The sequence below is a fragment of the Bradyrhizobium iriomotense genome, from assembly GCF_018129405.1.
Lineage (GTDB): Bacteria > Pseudomonadota > Alphaproteobacteria > Rhizobiales > Xanthobacteraceae > Bradyrhizobium > Bradyrhizobium iriomotense_B.
The window spans coordinates 137,036-149,784 of sequence record NZ_JAFCLP010000014.1 but is presented as its reverse complement, the minus strand read 5'-3'; the positions used below and the strand labels follow the sequence as shown (position 1 = coordinate 149,784).

Sequence of the window (12,749 nt, the reverse complement as noted above, 5' to 3'; positions counted from 1 at the left end):
GCGCCAGACTGCGCTCGAACGGGGGCGCGGCGCAAGCGCGGACCTTAACGGGTCTCAAGACCCGGATAATATGGCGAAAACCGGCCTGTCGCCTTCACTTTGGCGTTGGCTCTGCGGTTAAACCGGACGCCGCATCACCCAGATCAGGATCAGCCCCGCGACGGCCGAACCGATCCCGACTGCCCGCAGGACGTTGTCGGGAGTGGCCATCGCACTCTTCATGGCCTTGCGCATCCAGTTTGGACTTGCCGCAAACATCAAGCCTTCCAGCACGAACAGGATGCCCAAGCCGATGAGGAAGTCGGCGAACGCAATGGACCTCATCGGATTGGAACCTCCCGTGGTGCTGTTCTTGTCTGGACGAAGGGCGGCCAGAACGGCCGCCCCCTGTCTAGCTTACGGCTTCGCCGGCGTCTCGGTCGCCGTCTTGCCCGCCGGGTTACCGAAATACCGGAAGAAATCCGAATTCGGCCGCAGCAGGAAGCGGGTATCGCTCGACTTCAGGCCCGTCTCGTAGGCCGTCATCGACCGGTAGAAGGCGAAGAAGTCGGCATCCCTGCTGTAGGCCTCGGCGAACAGGCGGTTGCGCTCGGCATCGCCCGCGCCGCGGGTCTGCTCGGCTTGCGAATTGGCCTCCGCGATGATCACGGTCGCCTCGCGGTCGGCCTTGGAGCGGATCTCCTGCGCCTTCTGGCCGCCCTGCGCGCGGAACTCGGCCGCCTCGCGCTCGCGCTCGGTCTTCATGCGCAGATAGACCGCCTGGCTGTTCTGCTCCGGCAGATCGGCGCGCCGGATGCGGACGTCCACCACCTGGATGCCGTAACCATCGGCCTCGCGATCGAGTTGGTCGCGGATGCGCAGCATCAGCTTCTCGCGATCGTCGCGCACCACGTTGATGAAGGTGACCTCGCCGAGCACGCGGCGCAGCGCCGCGTTCAGGAGCGTGGTGAGCTGGATGTTGGCAGCCTGGATCGAGCCGACGCTCTGATAGAAGCGCAGCGCGTCCTTGATGCGGTAGCGCGCGAAGGCGTCGACCACGAGCCGCTTCTGGTCGGACGCGATCGCTTCCTGCGACGGGTTCTCCAGATCGAGAATCCGCTTGTCGATGTTGATCACCGAATTCCACGGCGCCTTGAAGTGCAGGCCGGGGGCGGTGACGACGTCGACGGGCTTGCCGAACTGCAGCACGATGGTCTGTTCGGTCTGTTGCACCGTGAACAGCGACATGTAGCCGATGATCACGACGAGCAGGAGACCGAGCAGCGTGACGATACCTGTGACCGGAGACCTCATCGGCTGCCTCCGCCCGACTGCTGGCCGGCGGCAGGCGGCCGCTTGGTCGTCAGTTCGTTGAGCGGCAGGAAGGGCACGACGCCCTGGCCCGAGGGGCCGCCGTCATAGACGAGCTTGTCGGCACCGCCGAGCACGCGCTCCATCGTCTCGAGATAGATCCGTTCACGCGTCACGTCGGGCGCCTTCTTGTATTCCTCGTAAACCTTCAGGAAGCGCGCGCTCTGGCCCTTGGCCTCGGCGACCGCCTGCTCCTTGTAGCCTTCGGCGTCTTGGAGGATCTTGGCCGCCCGTCCGTGCGCCTGCGGCACCACCTGGTTGGCGTAGGTGTGGGCTTCGTTTTGCAATTGCTCCTGATTGGCGCGCGCCGCCTGCACGTCGCGGAACGCGTCGATCACCTGCGCGGGCGGATCGACCTTCTGCATCTGCACCTGGGTAATGAGAATGCCCGCGCCATAGCTGTCGAGCGTCTTCTGGATCAGCTCCTGCACACGCTGCTCGATCGTGTTGCGGGCGCCGGTCAGGATCGGCTGGATCTGCGAGCGGCCGATCACCTCGCGCATCGCGCTCTCGGCGACCGCCTTCACGGTGCCTTCGGGGTTCTGGATGTTGAACAGGAAGTCGCCGACGCCGCCGGCATCGGGCTTGATGCGCCAGAGCACGGTGAAGTCAACATCGACGATGTTCTCGTCGCCGGTGAGCATCAGGCTCTCTTCCGGCACGTCACGGATGGAGCGGCCGCGCCGCGCCGGATCGTCGATCAGGGTCATGCCGATGGAGGTGGTGTTGACGCGCAGCGCCTTCGGCAGCAGCACGGTCTCGATCGGATAGGGCAGATGATAATTCAGGCCGGGGTCCACGGTGCGGACATGCTTGCCGAAGCGCAGCACGACGCCGCGCTCTTCGGACTGCACGCGGAAGAAGCCCGACAGCAGCCAGAATGCGATGATGAGCAGGATGATCAGCGTGATGCCGACGCCGGAGAAATAGCCCCCCGGCATGATCTGCTGCAGGCGGTCCTGGCCGCGCCGCAGAAGGTCTTCCAGATCCGGCGGCCTCGGCCCGACCGGTTGCGGGCCTGAGCCCCATGGCCCTTTCGGACCCGAGCCCCACGGGCCACCGCCCTGATTCTTCCACGGCATTCGACGCTCTCCTCGGCAGGGTGGAATTGCCCCCGCCCGCTTTGTCCGGTCCGGCTTTATAGGGGACAGGCAGGTCCCTTACAACGCAGCCTTGGCTGCCTTTCGAGCTATGCTCGGGCACGAAAAAGTCAATGTAAACATTGGGGAATGCGGTTAATGGGGCGACCGCCGACGATATGTCACATAGGAGAAGTCGGCGCTGTCGTCGGGGCCGGCAGGATGACGGATCCGCGCTACCTCATCCCATTCTGCCTTATCGATGTCGAAATGGGTGTCGCCGTCGGGCCGCGCATGCACTTCGGTGATTTCCAGGCGATCGGCGCGATCGAGCCATTGCCGAAAGATCTCGGCGCCGCCGATCACCGCGATCTCGGTGACCGAACGCCGCAGGGCATCGCCGCGCGCGACCGCCTCCGCATCCGCTGCCGATGTCGTGACGACGGCGCCCACGGCGCGATAGTCCGCATCGCGGGTGATGACGATATTGGTGCGGCCCGGCAGGGGACGGCGGGGCAGGGATTCGAAAGTCCTGCGCCCCATGATCACGGGTTTTCCGATCGTGAGCGCCTTGAAGCGCGCCATGTCGGATTTCAAGCGCCACGGGATCGCGTTGCCGGCGCCGATGACGCCGTTTTCCGCAATCGCAACGACGAAGACGATCTCCATCAGGACGTGCTCCCGGCAAGCCGCCGCAGCGCCGGACCGGTGACGCGGCACAGCGTCCAGTCGTCCATCATCACGGCGCCCAAAGACTTGTAGAACGCGATCGACGGCGCGTTCCAGTCGAGCACGGCCCATTGCAGGCGCGACCAGCCGTTGTCGACGCATTCCCGGGCGAGATAGACCAGCAGCGCCTTGCCAAGGCCCCTGCCCCGATGCGACGGCCGCACATAGAGGTCTTCGAGATAGATGCCGTGGCGGCCGCTGAAGGTGGAGAAATTGGCGAACCAGACCGCAAAGCCGACCGGCTCGCCGTTCCACTCGGCGATCGCGCAATAGAGCTGCGGCCTCTCGCCGAACAGCGCCTCCGCGATGTCAGCCTCGGTCGCCTCGACCTCGTGCGACAGCTTTTCGTACTCGGCGAGCTCGCGGATGAAGGAGAGAACGAGCCCGGCTTCACCTAGGCGCGCGCGGCGGATGTTCAGTGACATTTCGTGGCTCGATCCGGGGGGCTAAGCCACCTGCACGTGGGTCAGTAGTTCCTGGGCCAAATAGACCGGAACGACACTCTCAAAGTATTGTCCTCCGGTGAACGTCGTGTCGATCCGACGTCCCACATAGGGCTTAACACGAATATAGGCTCCCAAGACCTGCGCCCGACCGATCTGTCGACTGTCGACCGCGACATCAGAGAGCGAGAAGGCCGAACGATAAGGTGCCTCAATCAGCAGTTCTGTAGCCTGCTTGATCAAGCGCTGTTCCTCATTTTGGGAAGAAGGTACGAGCACCAACCTCCAACAGTCCGCCTCTTCTTGAAACTCCCAATAGGCCGCGAGCAACGGAGCCGCTTGTCCAATCAAGCGCTGCGCGAGCTCGATCGAGACTTCGAGTTTGGTCTCTATGGGCGACTCTGCAGCCATCGCAATAACCCTTGATCACCCCCGACGGCTTCCAGCATAGCGGAAGCAGCCTCCTGCGTCCAAATCTCGTAACGGGCCCGCTCCGACCATTTCGTGATAGTCGACCATGCTTCACGCAACCCCGGGGCACCTTCCATTTCGACCTCAAGCTCGTCCTCAAGACCCGAGAGGCTTAGCAGCTTGCTAAGATCGTGGACATAGACCCGTTCGACCAGCCGTCGGTCGGGAATTTCATTGGCGCGGAACTGCGCAGCAATAATCGCTTTCAGAGCGCACTCGATTGCATAGCCCGACAAATAGTAAGCACCGGACGGAAAGCCGTTCACCAGGAGCAATCGGGCTTCGTCAAGACGCTTCTGCGCAAGTTCGAGGAAGGTCGCCCGCTCGTGGCTCATTTCCGGTCACACCGCGACTTCCGCCTTGATGTGCGGATGCGGATCGTAGCCGACGAGCTCGAAATCCTCGTAACGGAAGGAGAAGATGTCCTTCACATCGGGATTGATCCGCATCACCGGCAGCGCGCGCGGCGCGCGCGTGAGCTGGAGCCGCGCCTGCTCCAGATGGTTCGAGTAGAGGTGAGTGTCGCCGAGCGAGTGCACGAAGTCGCCGGGCTTCAGGCCGGTGACCTGCGCCACCATCATCGTGAGCAACGCATAGGATGCGATGTTGAAGGGCACACCGAGAAAGACGTCGGCCGAGCGCTGATAGAGCTGGCACGACAGTTTGCCGTTCGCGACATAGAACTGGAACAGCAGGTGGCAGGGCGGCAGCGCCATCTTCTCGACATCGGCCGGATTCCAGGCGGTGACGATCAGCCGGCGGGAATCCGGGGTGCGCTTGATCATGTCGATGACGTTGGCGATCTGGTCGATGCTGCCCCCGTCGGCCGTGGGCCAGGAGCGCCATTGATGGCCGTAGACCGGGCCGAGATCGCCATTGGCATCGGCCCATTCGTCCCAGATGGTGACGCCGTTATCGCGCAGATATTTGATGTTGGTGTCGCCCTTCAGGAACCACAGCAGCTCATGCACGATCGCCTTCAGCGGCAGCCGCTTGGTGGTCAGCATCGGGAAGCCGGCCGACAGGTTGAAGCGCATCTGATGGCCAAACACCGACAGCGTGCCGGTGCCGGTCCGATCGGTCTTTTCGGCGCCGTCTGAGAGAATCCGCTCGAGCAGGTCCTGATATTGGTGCATGTGCGATAGAGCCTTTGGGGAGGCGGCGAACTTAACGGCCGCCCCCTCGCTGCGACAGCGGCGATTCGCTGCTCCCACAGATTATACCCCGGAAAAGGTGAGCGTTCCCGCGGCAAACGACAAGGGGCGGAACTGAGCGTTCCGCCCCTCGCCTATCGGCTTGAAAGTGCTGGTTAAGTTGCCGGTTTGAGCACCGGGCTCCACTTCGCGATCTCGTTCTTGACGAGGGTCGCCAGGGCCTCGGGCGTCCGGTCCTTGGGCGCCGGGATGACACTGCCGAGCTCGAGCAGGCGCTTCTTCACGGTCTCGTCGTCGAGCGCCTTGATGGCGGCGGCGTTCAGGCTCGCAATGATCGCGGGCGAAGTTCCCTTGGGCGCAAACATTGCGTTCCAGGCCTGAGCGTGGAATGCGGGCAGGCCCGCTTCCGCCGTCGTCGGCACGTTCGGCAGCGACGGATTGCGCTCCGGCGTTGCGATCGCATAGGCCTTGATGGTGCCGGCGTTGATCTGCGGCACGGCGTTGACGATCTGGTCGCACATGTAGTCGACCTGCCCCGCCACCAGCGCGTTCATCGCGGGGCCGGTGCCGTTGAAGGGCACGCCGACCGGCTTGACGTCGAGGATGGAGTGCAAGAGCTCGCAGGAGACGTGCGAGACCGAGCCGACGCCGGCATGCGCCGCGTTCACCTTCTCGGCATTGGCCTTCACGTAAGCGACGAACTCCTTCAGGTCCTTCGGCGGAAAGTCCTTGCGCGCAAGGATCAGGATCGGGGTGCCCGCGAGCAGCGCGATCGGCTCGAAATCCTTCTCGGGATGATAGGCGAGCTTCGGATAGAGCGGCACGGACGCCGCATGCGTACCCATATGCCCGGTGATGAGCGTATAGCCGTCATTGGCGGCACGCGCCGCACGCGTGGTCGCGGTGGTGCCGCCAGCGCCGACCACGTTCTCGATGATGATGCTCTGCCCCAGCGTCTGCGCCATATGCGCAGTGACGATGCGCGAGATGACATCGGTCGGCCCGCCCGCTGCGAACGGCACGATCATGGTGATGCTGCGCGTCGGATAGGTCTGCGCCTTCGCGGGTGCAACAAAGGCGCACAGCGATGCGAGCACCACGGCACATGCGCCCGTGAGCGCGCGAGTAAAGATCATGTCGTTCCCCTTTGTCGGTCCCTCGGGACACAAACAAAAATGCCGGCCCAAAGGCCGGCATTTTCATTTCACGAAGCCGTCACACAAGTCGATTCGACTTCCGAATGCGGCGCGCGGACGCAGGGCGCCGCGACGACGCAGGCGCGATCAGTTCTCGGACTCGGTGAACACCTCGTCGCGCTTGGCACGCAGCACCGGCAGAACCGTAAGGATCAACAGGCTCGCCGCGACCGCCAGCAGTACCGCCGACAACGGACGCGTCAGGAACACGCTCCAGTCGCCGCGCGAGATCAGCAGCGCACGGCGCAGGTTTTCCTCCATCAGCGGTCCGAGCACCATGCCGAGCAGCAGCGGCGCCGGCTCGAAATCGTGCTTGATCAGCCAGTAGCCGACGAGCCCGAACACGCCGGCGAGGATGACGTCGACGGGTGCGTTGTTCACCGAGTAGATGCCGATCGCGCAGAAGATCACGATCGAGGGAAACATCAGCCGGTAGGGCACGCGCAGCAGGCGGACCCAGATTCCGACGAGCGGCAGGTTGATGATGATCAGCATCAAATTGCCGATCCACATCGAGGCGATCATGCCCCAGACGAGGTCGGGCTGCTTCTGCATCACCTGCGGACCCGGCACGATGCCGTGAATGGTCATCGCGCCCACCATCAGCGCCATCACCGCGTTCGGCGGGATGCCGAGCGTCAGGAGCGGGATGAAGGAGGTCTGCGCCGCCGCGTTGTTGGCGCTTTCCGGCGCCGCAACGCCCTCGATCGCGCCGCGGCCGAACCGTGACGGGTTCTTGGCGAGCTTCTTCTCGAGCGTATAGGCCGCGAACGAGGCGATCACGGCGCCGCCACCCGGCAGGATGCCGAGGATCGAGCCGAGCACGGTGCCGCGCAGGATCGGCGGCGTCGAGTCGACCAGGTCCTTCTTGGTCGGCATCAGGCCGGTGATCTTCTGCTGCACGAGGTCGCGGTTCATCTCGGCGCCATGGTCGAGATTGCGGATGATCTCGGCAAAGCCGAACACACCCATCGCCACCGTCGCAAAGCCGAGACCGTCGGCCAGTTCCGGAATGTTGAAGGCCATGCGCGAGGCGCCGGTCTCGATGTCGGAGCCGACCATCGAGAGCAAGAGACCGAACACGATCATCGCGATCGCCTTCAGCACCGAGCCCTTGGCCAGCACGACCGCGAAGATCAGGCCGAGCACCATCAGCGAGAAATACTCGGCCGGACCGAACGCGAGCGCGAGCTTCGTGAGCGGCGCGCCGAGAACGGCGATGAGCACGGTCGCAACGCAGCCGGCGAAGAACGAGCCGATCGCCGCGATCGCCAGCGCCGGGCCGGCACGGCCCTGCTTGGCCATCTGGTGGCCGTCGATGGCGGTGACGACCGATGTCGCCTCACCGGGAATGTTGACCAGGATCGACGTGGTCGAGCCGCCATATTGCGCGCCGTAATAGATGCCGGCGAGCATGATCAGCGCGCCGACCGGCGGCAGACCGAAGGTGATCGGCAGCAGCATCGCGACCGTCGCAATGGTGCCGATACCAGGGAGAACGCCGACCAGCGTGCCGACGAGGGCACCGATCAGGCACATCAGAAGGTTGATGGGAGAGAGCGCGACGGCAAAGCCGTGAGCGAGGTTGGCAAAAATATCCATCACGCCCTCACTGGATCAGGAAACGCGGAAACATCGGCATCGGCAGCCCGAGCACGTAGGGGAACAGGATCGCGCAGCCGAGCGTCAGGCAGGCGCCGACGATGGCGGCCTCCAGCCAGCGCGTCTCATGCGACCCTGTCGCTGCGATCATGAAGCTCGCGAAGGCCGTCACCACGAGACCGAGTGGCCGGATCGCCAGCGCGAAGAACAGGATCGCAGCCATCACGAACATCGGCCCGCGCCAGGCATAATGGGACATCCCCGGCCCGTCGGCCAGAAGGCCGGTCAGGGCGATGCCGGCCGACAAGGCGACCAGCAGCCCGCCGAACATCCGCGGCGCCGTGCCGGCGCCGAAGGAGAAGCCGCGCATGCCCTGCAAATCGCTCGAGGCCCACAGCGCAAACAGGGCCAGCGCCATCAGGATAACCCCGCCGACATAGTCCTGCGCCGACCGGACGGTCATGAACAGCGTGACGATCGCCACCGCGAAAATCGGATAGGAATAGATCAGCGCCAGCAGCACATCGGAGGACGCCTTCTTGGTCTCACCACTGGCCGATCCGATCAGGGTTGCGGGAGCGCCCGCGACCAGCGCGGTGGCGTGGCTGATCAGGACGGTGGCGGGGCCGCGTCCCGCGCCCCAGCCGAAGATGGTCCCGATCGACCAGATGAATTCGAAGATCTGCGGCGCTATCGCCAGCAGGCAGAAACCGATCACCACCTTGGTGTTTCGGGTGGCTGTCGCTGAGTGGCCCATCGTCTCGGCCATGCATGTCTCCTCCGCGACCCGTAAGTCACGAGCACTGTTGTTCTAAATCGGCTGGAAAGAGATCCCCCGGGCCGCAGCACTGCCTAGCGATTTTCATCACACAATGCCAGCAAAACCCAACAAGCCCCCAGCGAGCAGGAGCCAGAGGGGATTGATGCGCGAGACCGATGCGATCACCGCAACCATCGCGGTCAGAAGCACTGCAGCAATCGTCCGGTCGGTCGACTGAGCCAGGATCAGGGCACTCGCCGCCATCAATCCGATCGAGAGCGGAACCAATGCAGCCTGGATCAGGGCCGGCCAGCGCGACTGGCTGGGCCGGTTCAGAAGACGGCTGACATAATAGGCAACCAGCGCGGTCGGCAGGCACATCGCCAGCGTTGCCGCGAGCGCGCCGGGGATGCCGGCGACGGCATAGCCGATTAACGTCACGATAAGGACGTTTGGACCTGGCGAGAGTTGCGCGATCGCATAGGCATCCGTGAACTGCTTGTCGGTCATCCAGTGATGCACGTCGACCGCGATGCGTTGCATCTCGGGCACCGCCGCGGCGGCGCCGCCGACCGCGAACAGCGACATCAGGCCGAAGGTCGAGATCAGCGCCCAGACCGGGTTCTCGGCGTTCACGTTGCTACCTTCCGCCGCACGAGGAAGGTGGCGCCGACGCTCACGGGGATCGCGACCAGGAGCACCGCCTGGAGTGGCAGGCGAAGCACGCCGATGGCGAGGAAGACACCGAGCATCGGGATCAGCGCGACCGCCTCCATCCGCTTCAGGACCGGGGTCATCATGCGGAAGACCACCGCGATCAACAGACCGACCGCGGCGCAGGAGATGCCCGCGAGGATGCGACGCAGCACCTCGAGGTCGCCGAGCCGGGCGTAGGCGATCGCGAGCACGGTCATGATCAGCGTCGGCGGCAGCAGCAGCCCGGCAAAGGCGGCGACACCTCCGGCGATCCCGCGCAGCCGCGCGCCAAAGACCATCGACAGGTTGACGATGTTGGGTCCGGGCAGGAAATGGCAGAGCGCAAACGTCTCGTTGAATTCGTCGGCCGTCATCCAGCGGTGCTGCTCGACGATCGCCTGCCGCGCAAACACCAGAACCCCGCCGAAACCCGCCAGCGACATCCGGGCAAAGGCCACGAACAGCGCGGTCAGGCTGGGCGGGGCGGCAACTGAGGCTGGCTGATCCGGCTCTTCGACGGCCGGTGCTGAATCGGTGGACATCTCAGGAGCTTAGAACGGCGGCCGCGGCGCGGCCAAGATCGGGCCCTGTGGCGATCCGGAACCTATCCAAAGGGAACCGCACATCGCCGCTCGAAACCTCTGTTTTTTGAAACCTTTGCCCCCTATATTGGGCGTGCCGGTTCGCCGGCTATGGAAATAAACGGTCGTCGCAATAAACCATTCGGACCCGGGGGCGGTACCCGGCGCCTCCACCAAAGCCCACCATCGGGCTGGCCCCACAAGCGGGCTTTGGCGGGGGCGAAATAGGATCGACGAGGGCGTAAAGGGCGTGCTTTTTCCCGGTATTGTTCCGCCGTTATCGGGCTACTGCAATAGTTGCCAACGACAACTTTGCTCCGGTTGCTCAGGCTGCGTAACGCAGTTTGAAAGACCACTTTAAAGTCCTAGCGGGTTAAGCTCCGCTAGGCGGGGTTCGGAGGCACCTGGCAACAGAAGCCTCCACTTGCCTTCTATTTCCTCTCCGGCGGGGACTCCTGCTGATCCGTCAGGCGCGGTACTATTGCGGCTTGGCGAGTCGGGCCGGCAGGGCCCAACTCCTGGAATGCAACAGGACCACCATGGCGACCGATCATATCCGATACGATGTGCTGGCCCGCGACGCGCTGCGCGGCGTGCTGCGGAAGGTGCTGACCGATGCCGCGGTCCATGGCCTGCCGGGCGAGCACCATTTCTTCATCACCTTCGTGTCGAAGGCGGAGGGCGTGAAGCTGTCGTCGCGGCTGCTGGCGCAATATCCGGAGGAGATGACGATCATCCTCCAGCACCAGTTCTGGGATCTGACCGTGCTCGAAGACCGCTTCGAGGTCGGCCTGTCCTTCGGCGGCATTCCGGAGCGGCTGGTGGTGCCGTTCAGCGCCATCAAGAGCTTCCTCGATCCCTCCGTGAAATTCGGCCTCCAGTTCGACACGTCCGATGTCGCCGAGGTCGCGCCGGAAAATCTGCCGGCGGCCCCTGCTCCTTCGGCCGTAGCGGTGCCCGCCGCCGCAGCAGCCGAGAAGGCGGAGACCGCGGAAGAGCCGACCCCGCCGAGCCAGGGCGGTGCCGAGGTCGTGCGGCTCGATCGTTTCCGCAAGAAATGATCTAGGCTGTCGCGCGGAGCCATCGCGCCCGGTCGAACTGCCTGTATAGAAGAGCGCATCAAGAGGCCGCGCGGCGTTTCGCGCGGCAGAATGGATGTGCTCATGGCCAAAGCTTCCCGCTCGAAGACCGCCCGCCCCGCAACCCGCATCGAGACCGACAGCTTCGGTCCCATCGAAGTGCCCGCCGATCGCTATTGGGGGGCGCAGACCGAGCGGTCGCGCCAGAATTTTCGCATCGGCACGGACCGCATGCCGATCTCGCTCGTGCATGCACTCGGGATCGTCAAGCTCGCGGCCGCGCAGTCCAATCTCGAGCTCGGCCTGCTCGATCAGCGCCGCGCCAATGCCATCATCCGCGCCGCGCGCGAGGTGATCGAGGGCAGACTGGACGATCATTTCCCGCTTGTTGTGTGGCAGACCGGCTCCGGCACGCAGAGCAACATGAACCTCAACGAGGTGATCGCCAACCGCGCCAATGAGCTGCTCGGCGGCGAGCTCGGCGCCAAGAAGCCGGTGCATCCCAACGATCACGTCAACATGAGCCAGTCGTCGAACGACTCGTTTCCGACCGCGATGCATATCGCGGCCGCAAGCCGCATCAATGCCGATCTCGTCCCTGCGCTCGGTGAGCTGCTGCGCGCGCTGCGCAAGAAGGAGAAGGAGTTTTCGAGGATCGTCAAGATCGGCCGCACCCATACCCAGGATGCGACGCCGCTGACGCTCGGCCAGGAATTCTCCGGCTATGCCGCGCAGGTCGAAAGCGGCATCGCACGGCTCAAGGTCGCGGTGAAGGATCTCTATCCGCTGGCGCAAGGCGGCACCGCAGTCGGCACCGGCCTCAATTCGAAACCGCGCTTTGCCAAGCTGTTCGCAAAGCACGTGGCCGGGATTACGAAACTGCCCTTCACCAGCGCCGCCAACAAATTCGAGGCGCTGGCCTCGAACGATGCCTATGTGCTGGCGCACGGCGCCATCAATTCGGTCGCGACCGGCCTGTTCAAGATCGCCAACGACATCCGCCTGCTCGGATCGGGTCCGCGCTCCGGGCTAGGCGAGTTGATCCTGCCGGAGAACGAGCCGGGCTCCTCGATCATGCCGGGCAAGGTCAACCCGACGCAGTGCGAGGCGATGACCATGGTGTGCTGCCAGGTGTTCGGCAATCACACCGCGATCACGGTCGCCGGCAGCCAGGGCCATTTCGAGCTCAACGTCTACAAGCCGGTGCTGGCCTACAACATGCTGCACTCGATCCGCCTGATGGCGGATGCGGCGCGCTCCTTCACCGAGCATTGCGTCAGCGGCATCCGCGCCGACGAAAAGCGCATCAGGGAGCTGATGGAACGCTCGCTGATGCTGGTGACGGCGCTGGCCCCGAAGATCGGCTACGACAATGCCGCCAAGGTGGCCAAGACCGCCCATGCCAACGGCACCACGCTGAAGGAGGAGGCGCTGCGGCTCGGTTTCGTCTCGGCGGACGAATTCGACCGCCTGGTGCGCCCGGAGAAGATGACCAGCCCGGGCTAGGTTTCCGAATTCCGATAGTCATCCGTAATGATACGGACGCTGGACGCTCAGAAATATGCGGTTTTGGGGGCGGGATTTGATTACCGTCAATGTTCCGGCGGGG

At 64.2% G+C, this 12,749-nt stretch carries 15 protein-coding genes and 1 other RNA gene; 3 read left to right on the top strand and 13 right to left on the bottom strand.

Annotation, left to right across the window (positions count from 1 at the left end; genetic code table 11):
* Nucleotides 1-117: 117 nt before the first annotated feature.
* The 13 genes from JQ592_RS25815 to JQ592_RS25755 form a co-directional block, all read right to left on the bottom strand.
* Complete coding sequence (locus JQ592_RS25815; protein ID WP_211405583.1) at nt 118-324, bottom strand: DUF2065 domain-containing protein; 207 nt, start codon at nt 322-324, stop codon at nt 118-120.
* 72 nt (nt 325-396) lie between these two features.
* Nucleotides 397-1,293, bottom strand: a complete 897-nt coding sequence (gene hflC, locus JQ592_RS25810; protein ID WP_211405582.1) for a protease modulator HflC — start codon at nt 1,291-1,293, stop codon at nt 397-399.
* Nucleotides 1,290-2,432, bottom strand: coding sequence for an FtsH protease activity modulator HflK (gene hflK, locus JQ592_RS25805; RefSeq protein WP_211405581.1), 1,143 nt, complete (start codon nt 2,430-2,432; stop codon nt 1,290-1,292). Before hflK ends, hflC begins: the two co-directional genes overlap by 4 nt.
* Before the next feature lie 153 nt (nt 2,433-2,585).
* Complete coding sequence (locus JQ592_RS25800) at nt 2,586-3,098, bottom strand: dihydrofolate reductase (RefSeq protein ID WP_211405580.1); 513 nt, start codon at nt 3,096-3,098, stop codon at nt 2,586-2,588.
* Nucleotides 3,098-3,583 carry a GNAT family N-acetyltransferase gene (locus JQ592_RS25795; RefSeq protein ID WP_211405579.1) on the bottom strand — a complete coding sequence of 162 codons (486 nt, stop codon included), beginning with the start codon at nt 3,581-3,583 and terminating at the stop codon, nt 3,098-3,100. The genes JQ592_RS25800 and JQ592_RS25795 overlap by 1 nt, the downstream gene beginning before the upstream one ends.
* A gap of 21 nt (nt 3,584-3,604) precedes the next feature.
* Nucleotides 3,605-4,012, bottom strand: coding sequence for a hypothetical protein (locus tag JQ592_RS25790; protein WP_211405578.1), 408 nt, complete (start codon nt 4,010-4,012; stop codon nt 3,605-3,607).
* Nucleotides 3,991-4,407 carry a HEPN domain-containing protein gene (locus tag JQ592_RS25785; protein ID WP_211405577.1) on the bottom strand — a complete coding sequence of 139 codons (417 nt, stop codon included), beginning with the start codon at nt 4,405-4,407 and terminating at the stop codon, nt 3,991-3,993. Before JQ592_RS25785 ends, JQ592_RS25790 begins: the two co-directional genes overlap by 22 nt.
* Before the next feature lie 6 nt (nt 4,408-4,413).
* Entirely contained in the window at nt 4,414-5,208 is a 795-nt protein-coding gene (locus JQ592_RS25780; RefSeq protein WP_211405576.1) for a thymidylate synthase, read from the bottom strand.
* Between the two features lie 173 nt (nt 5,209-5,381).
* The gene (locus JQ592_RS25775) at nt 5,382-6,362 is read right to left on the bottom strand and encodes a tripartite tricarboxylate transporter substrate binding protein BugD (RefSeq protein WP_211405575.1); all 981 of its coding nucleotides are present in this window, start codon (nt 6,360-6,362) and stop codon (nt 5,382-5,384) included.
* Between the two features lie 147 nt (nt 6,363-6,509).
* On the bottom strand, nt 6,510-8,024 hold the full coding sequence (locus tag JQ592_RS25770; RefSeq protein ID WP_211405574.1) for a tripartite tricarboxylate transporter permease: 1,515 nt from the start codon (nt 8,022-8,024) through the stop codon (nt 6,510-6,512).
* 7 nt (nt 8,025-8,031) lie between these two features.
* On the bottom strand, nt 8,032-8,793 hold the full coding sequence (locus tag JQ592_RS25765) for a tripartite tricarboxylate transporter TctB family protein (RefSeq protein WP_211405573.1): 762 nt from the start codon (nt 8,791-8,793) through the stop codon (nt 8,032-8,034).
* Between the two features lie 96 nt (nt 8,794-8,889).
* Nucleotides 8,890-9,420 (bottom strand): chromate transporter, encoded by a 531-nt coding sequence (locus JQ592_RS25760; RefSeq protein WP_211405572.1) that lies wholly within the window; start codon nt 9,418-9,420, stop codon nt 8,890-8,892.
* Nucleotides 9,417-10,022, bottom strand: coding sequence for a chromate transporter (locus JQ592_RS25755; protein WP_211405571.1), 606 nt, complete (start codon nt 10,020-10,022; stop codon nt 9,417-9,419). The genes JQ592_RS25760 and JQ592_RS25755 overlap by 4 nt, the downstream gene beginning before the upstream one ends.
* A 96-nt stretch (nt 10,023-10,118) precedes the next feature.
* On the opposite strand from JQ592_RS25755, the gene ssrA reads away from it, so the two are divergent.
* From ssrA to fumC, 3 genes are all read left to right on the top strand, one after another.
* Nucleotides 10,119-10,486: a transfer-messenger RNA gene (gene ssrA / locus JQ592_RS25750) on the top strand.
* A gap of 114 nt (nt 10,487-10,600) precedes the next feature.
* Entirely contained in the window at nt 10,601-11,122 is a 522-nt protein-coding gene (locus JQ592_RS25745; protein ID WP_211405570.1) for an SspB family protein, read from the top strand.
* Nucleotides 11,123-11,212: 90 nt separating this feature from the next.
* On the top strand, nt 11,213-12,646 hold the full coding sequence (gene fumC / locus JQ592_RS25740) for a class II fumarate hydratase (protein ID WP_211405569.1): 1,434 nt from the start codon (nt 11,213-11,215) through the stop codon (nt 12,644-12,646).
* Nucleotides 12,647-12,749: the final 103 nt, after the last annotated feature.

Excerpts from the sequence above, each read along its gene's own strand:
- hflK (WP_211405581.1), bottom strand. The coding sequence starts at position 2,432 with ATGCCGTGGAAGAATCAGGGCGGTGGCCCGTGGGGCTCGGGTCCGAAA.
- JQ592_RS25770 (WP_211405574.1), bottom strand. The coding sequence starts at position 8,024 with ATGGATATTTTTGCCAACCTCGCTCACGGCTTTGCCGTCGCGCTCTCT.
- JQ592_RS25815 (WP_211405583.1), bottom strand. The coding sequence starts at position 324 with ATGAGGTCCATTGCGTTCGCCGACTTCCTCATCGGCTTGGGCATCCTG.
- JQ592_RS25790 (WP_211405578.1), bottom strand. The coding sequence starts at position 4,012 with ATGGCTGCAGAGTCGCCCATAGAGACCAAACTCGAAGTCTCGATCGAG.
- JQ592_RS25780 (WP_211405576.1), bottom strand. The coding sequence starts at position 5,208 with ATGCACCAATATCAGGACCTGCTCGAGCGGATTCTCTCAGACGGCGCC.
- JQ592_RS25765 (WP_211405573.1), bottom strand. The coding sequence starts at position 8,793 with ATGGCCGAGACGATGGGCCACTCAGCGACAGCCACCCGAAACACCAAG.
- JQ592_RS25775 (WP_211405575.1), bottom strand. The coding sequence starts at position 6,362 with ATGATCTTTACTCGCGCGCTCACGGGCGCATGTGCCGTGGTGCTCGCA.
- JQ592_RS25755 (WP_211405571.1), bottom strand. The coding sequence starts at position 10,022 with ATGTCCACCGATTCAGCACCGGCCGTCGAAGAGCCGGATCAGCCAGCC.
- fumC (WP_211405569.1), top strand. The coding sequence starts at position 11,213 with ATGGATGTGCTCATGGCCAAAGCTTCCCGCTCGAAGACCGCCCGCCCC.
- JQ592_RS25795 (WP_211405579.1), bottom strand. The coding sequence starts at position 3,583 with ATGTCACTGAACATCCGCCGCGCGCGCCTAGGTGAAGCCGGGCTCGTT.
- hflC (WP_211405582.1), bottom strand. The coding sequence starts at position 1,293 with ATGAGGTCTCCGGTCACAGGTATCGTCACGCTGCTCGGTCTCCTGCTC.
- JQ592_RS25745 (WP_211405570.1), top strand. The coding sequence starts at position 10,601 with ATGGCGACCGATCATATCCGATACGATGTGCTGGCCCGCGACGCGCTG.
- JQ592_RS25785 (WP_211405577.1), bottom strand. The coding sequence starts at position 4,407 with ATGAGCCACGAGCGGGCGACCTTCCTCGAACTTGCGCAGAAGCGTCTT.
- JQ592_RS25800 (WP_211405580.1), bottom strand. The coding sequence starts at position 3,098 with ATGGAGATCGTCTTCGTCGTTGCGATTGCGGAAAACGGCGTCATCGGC.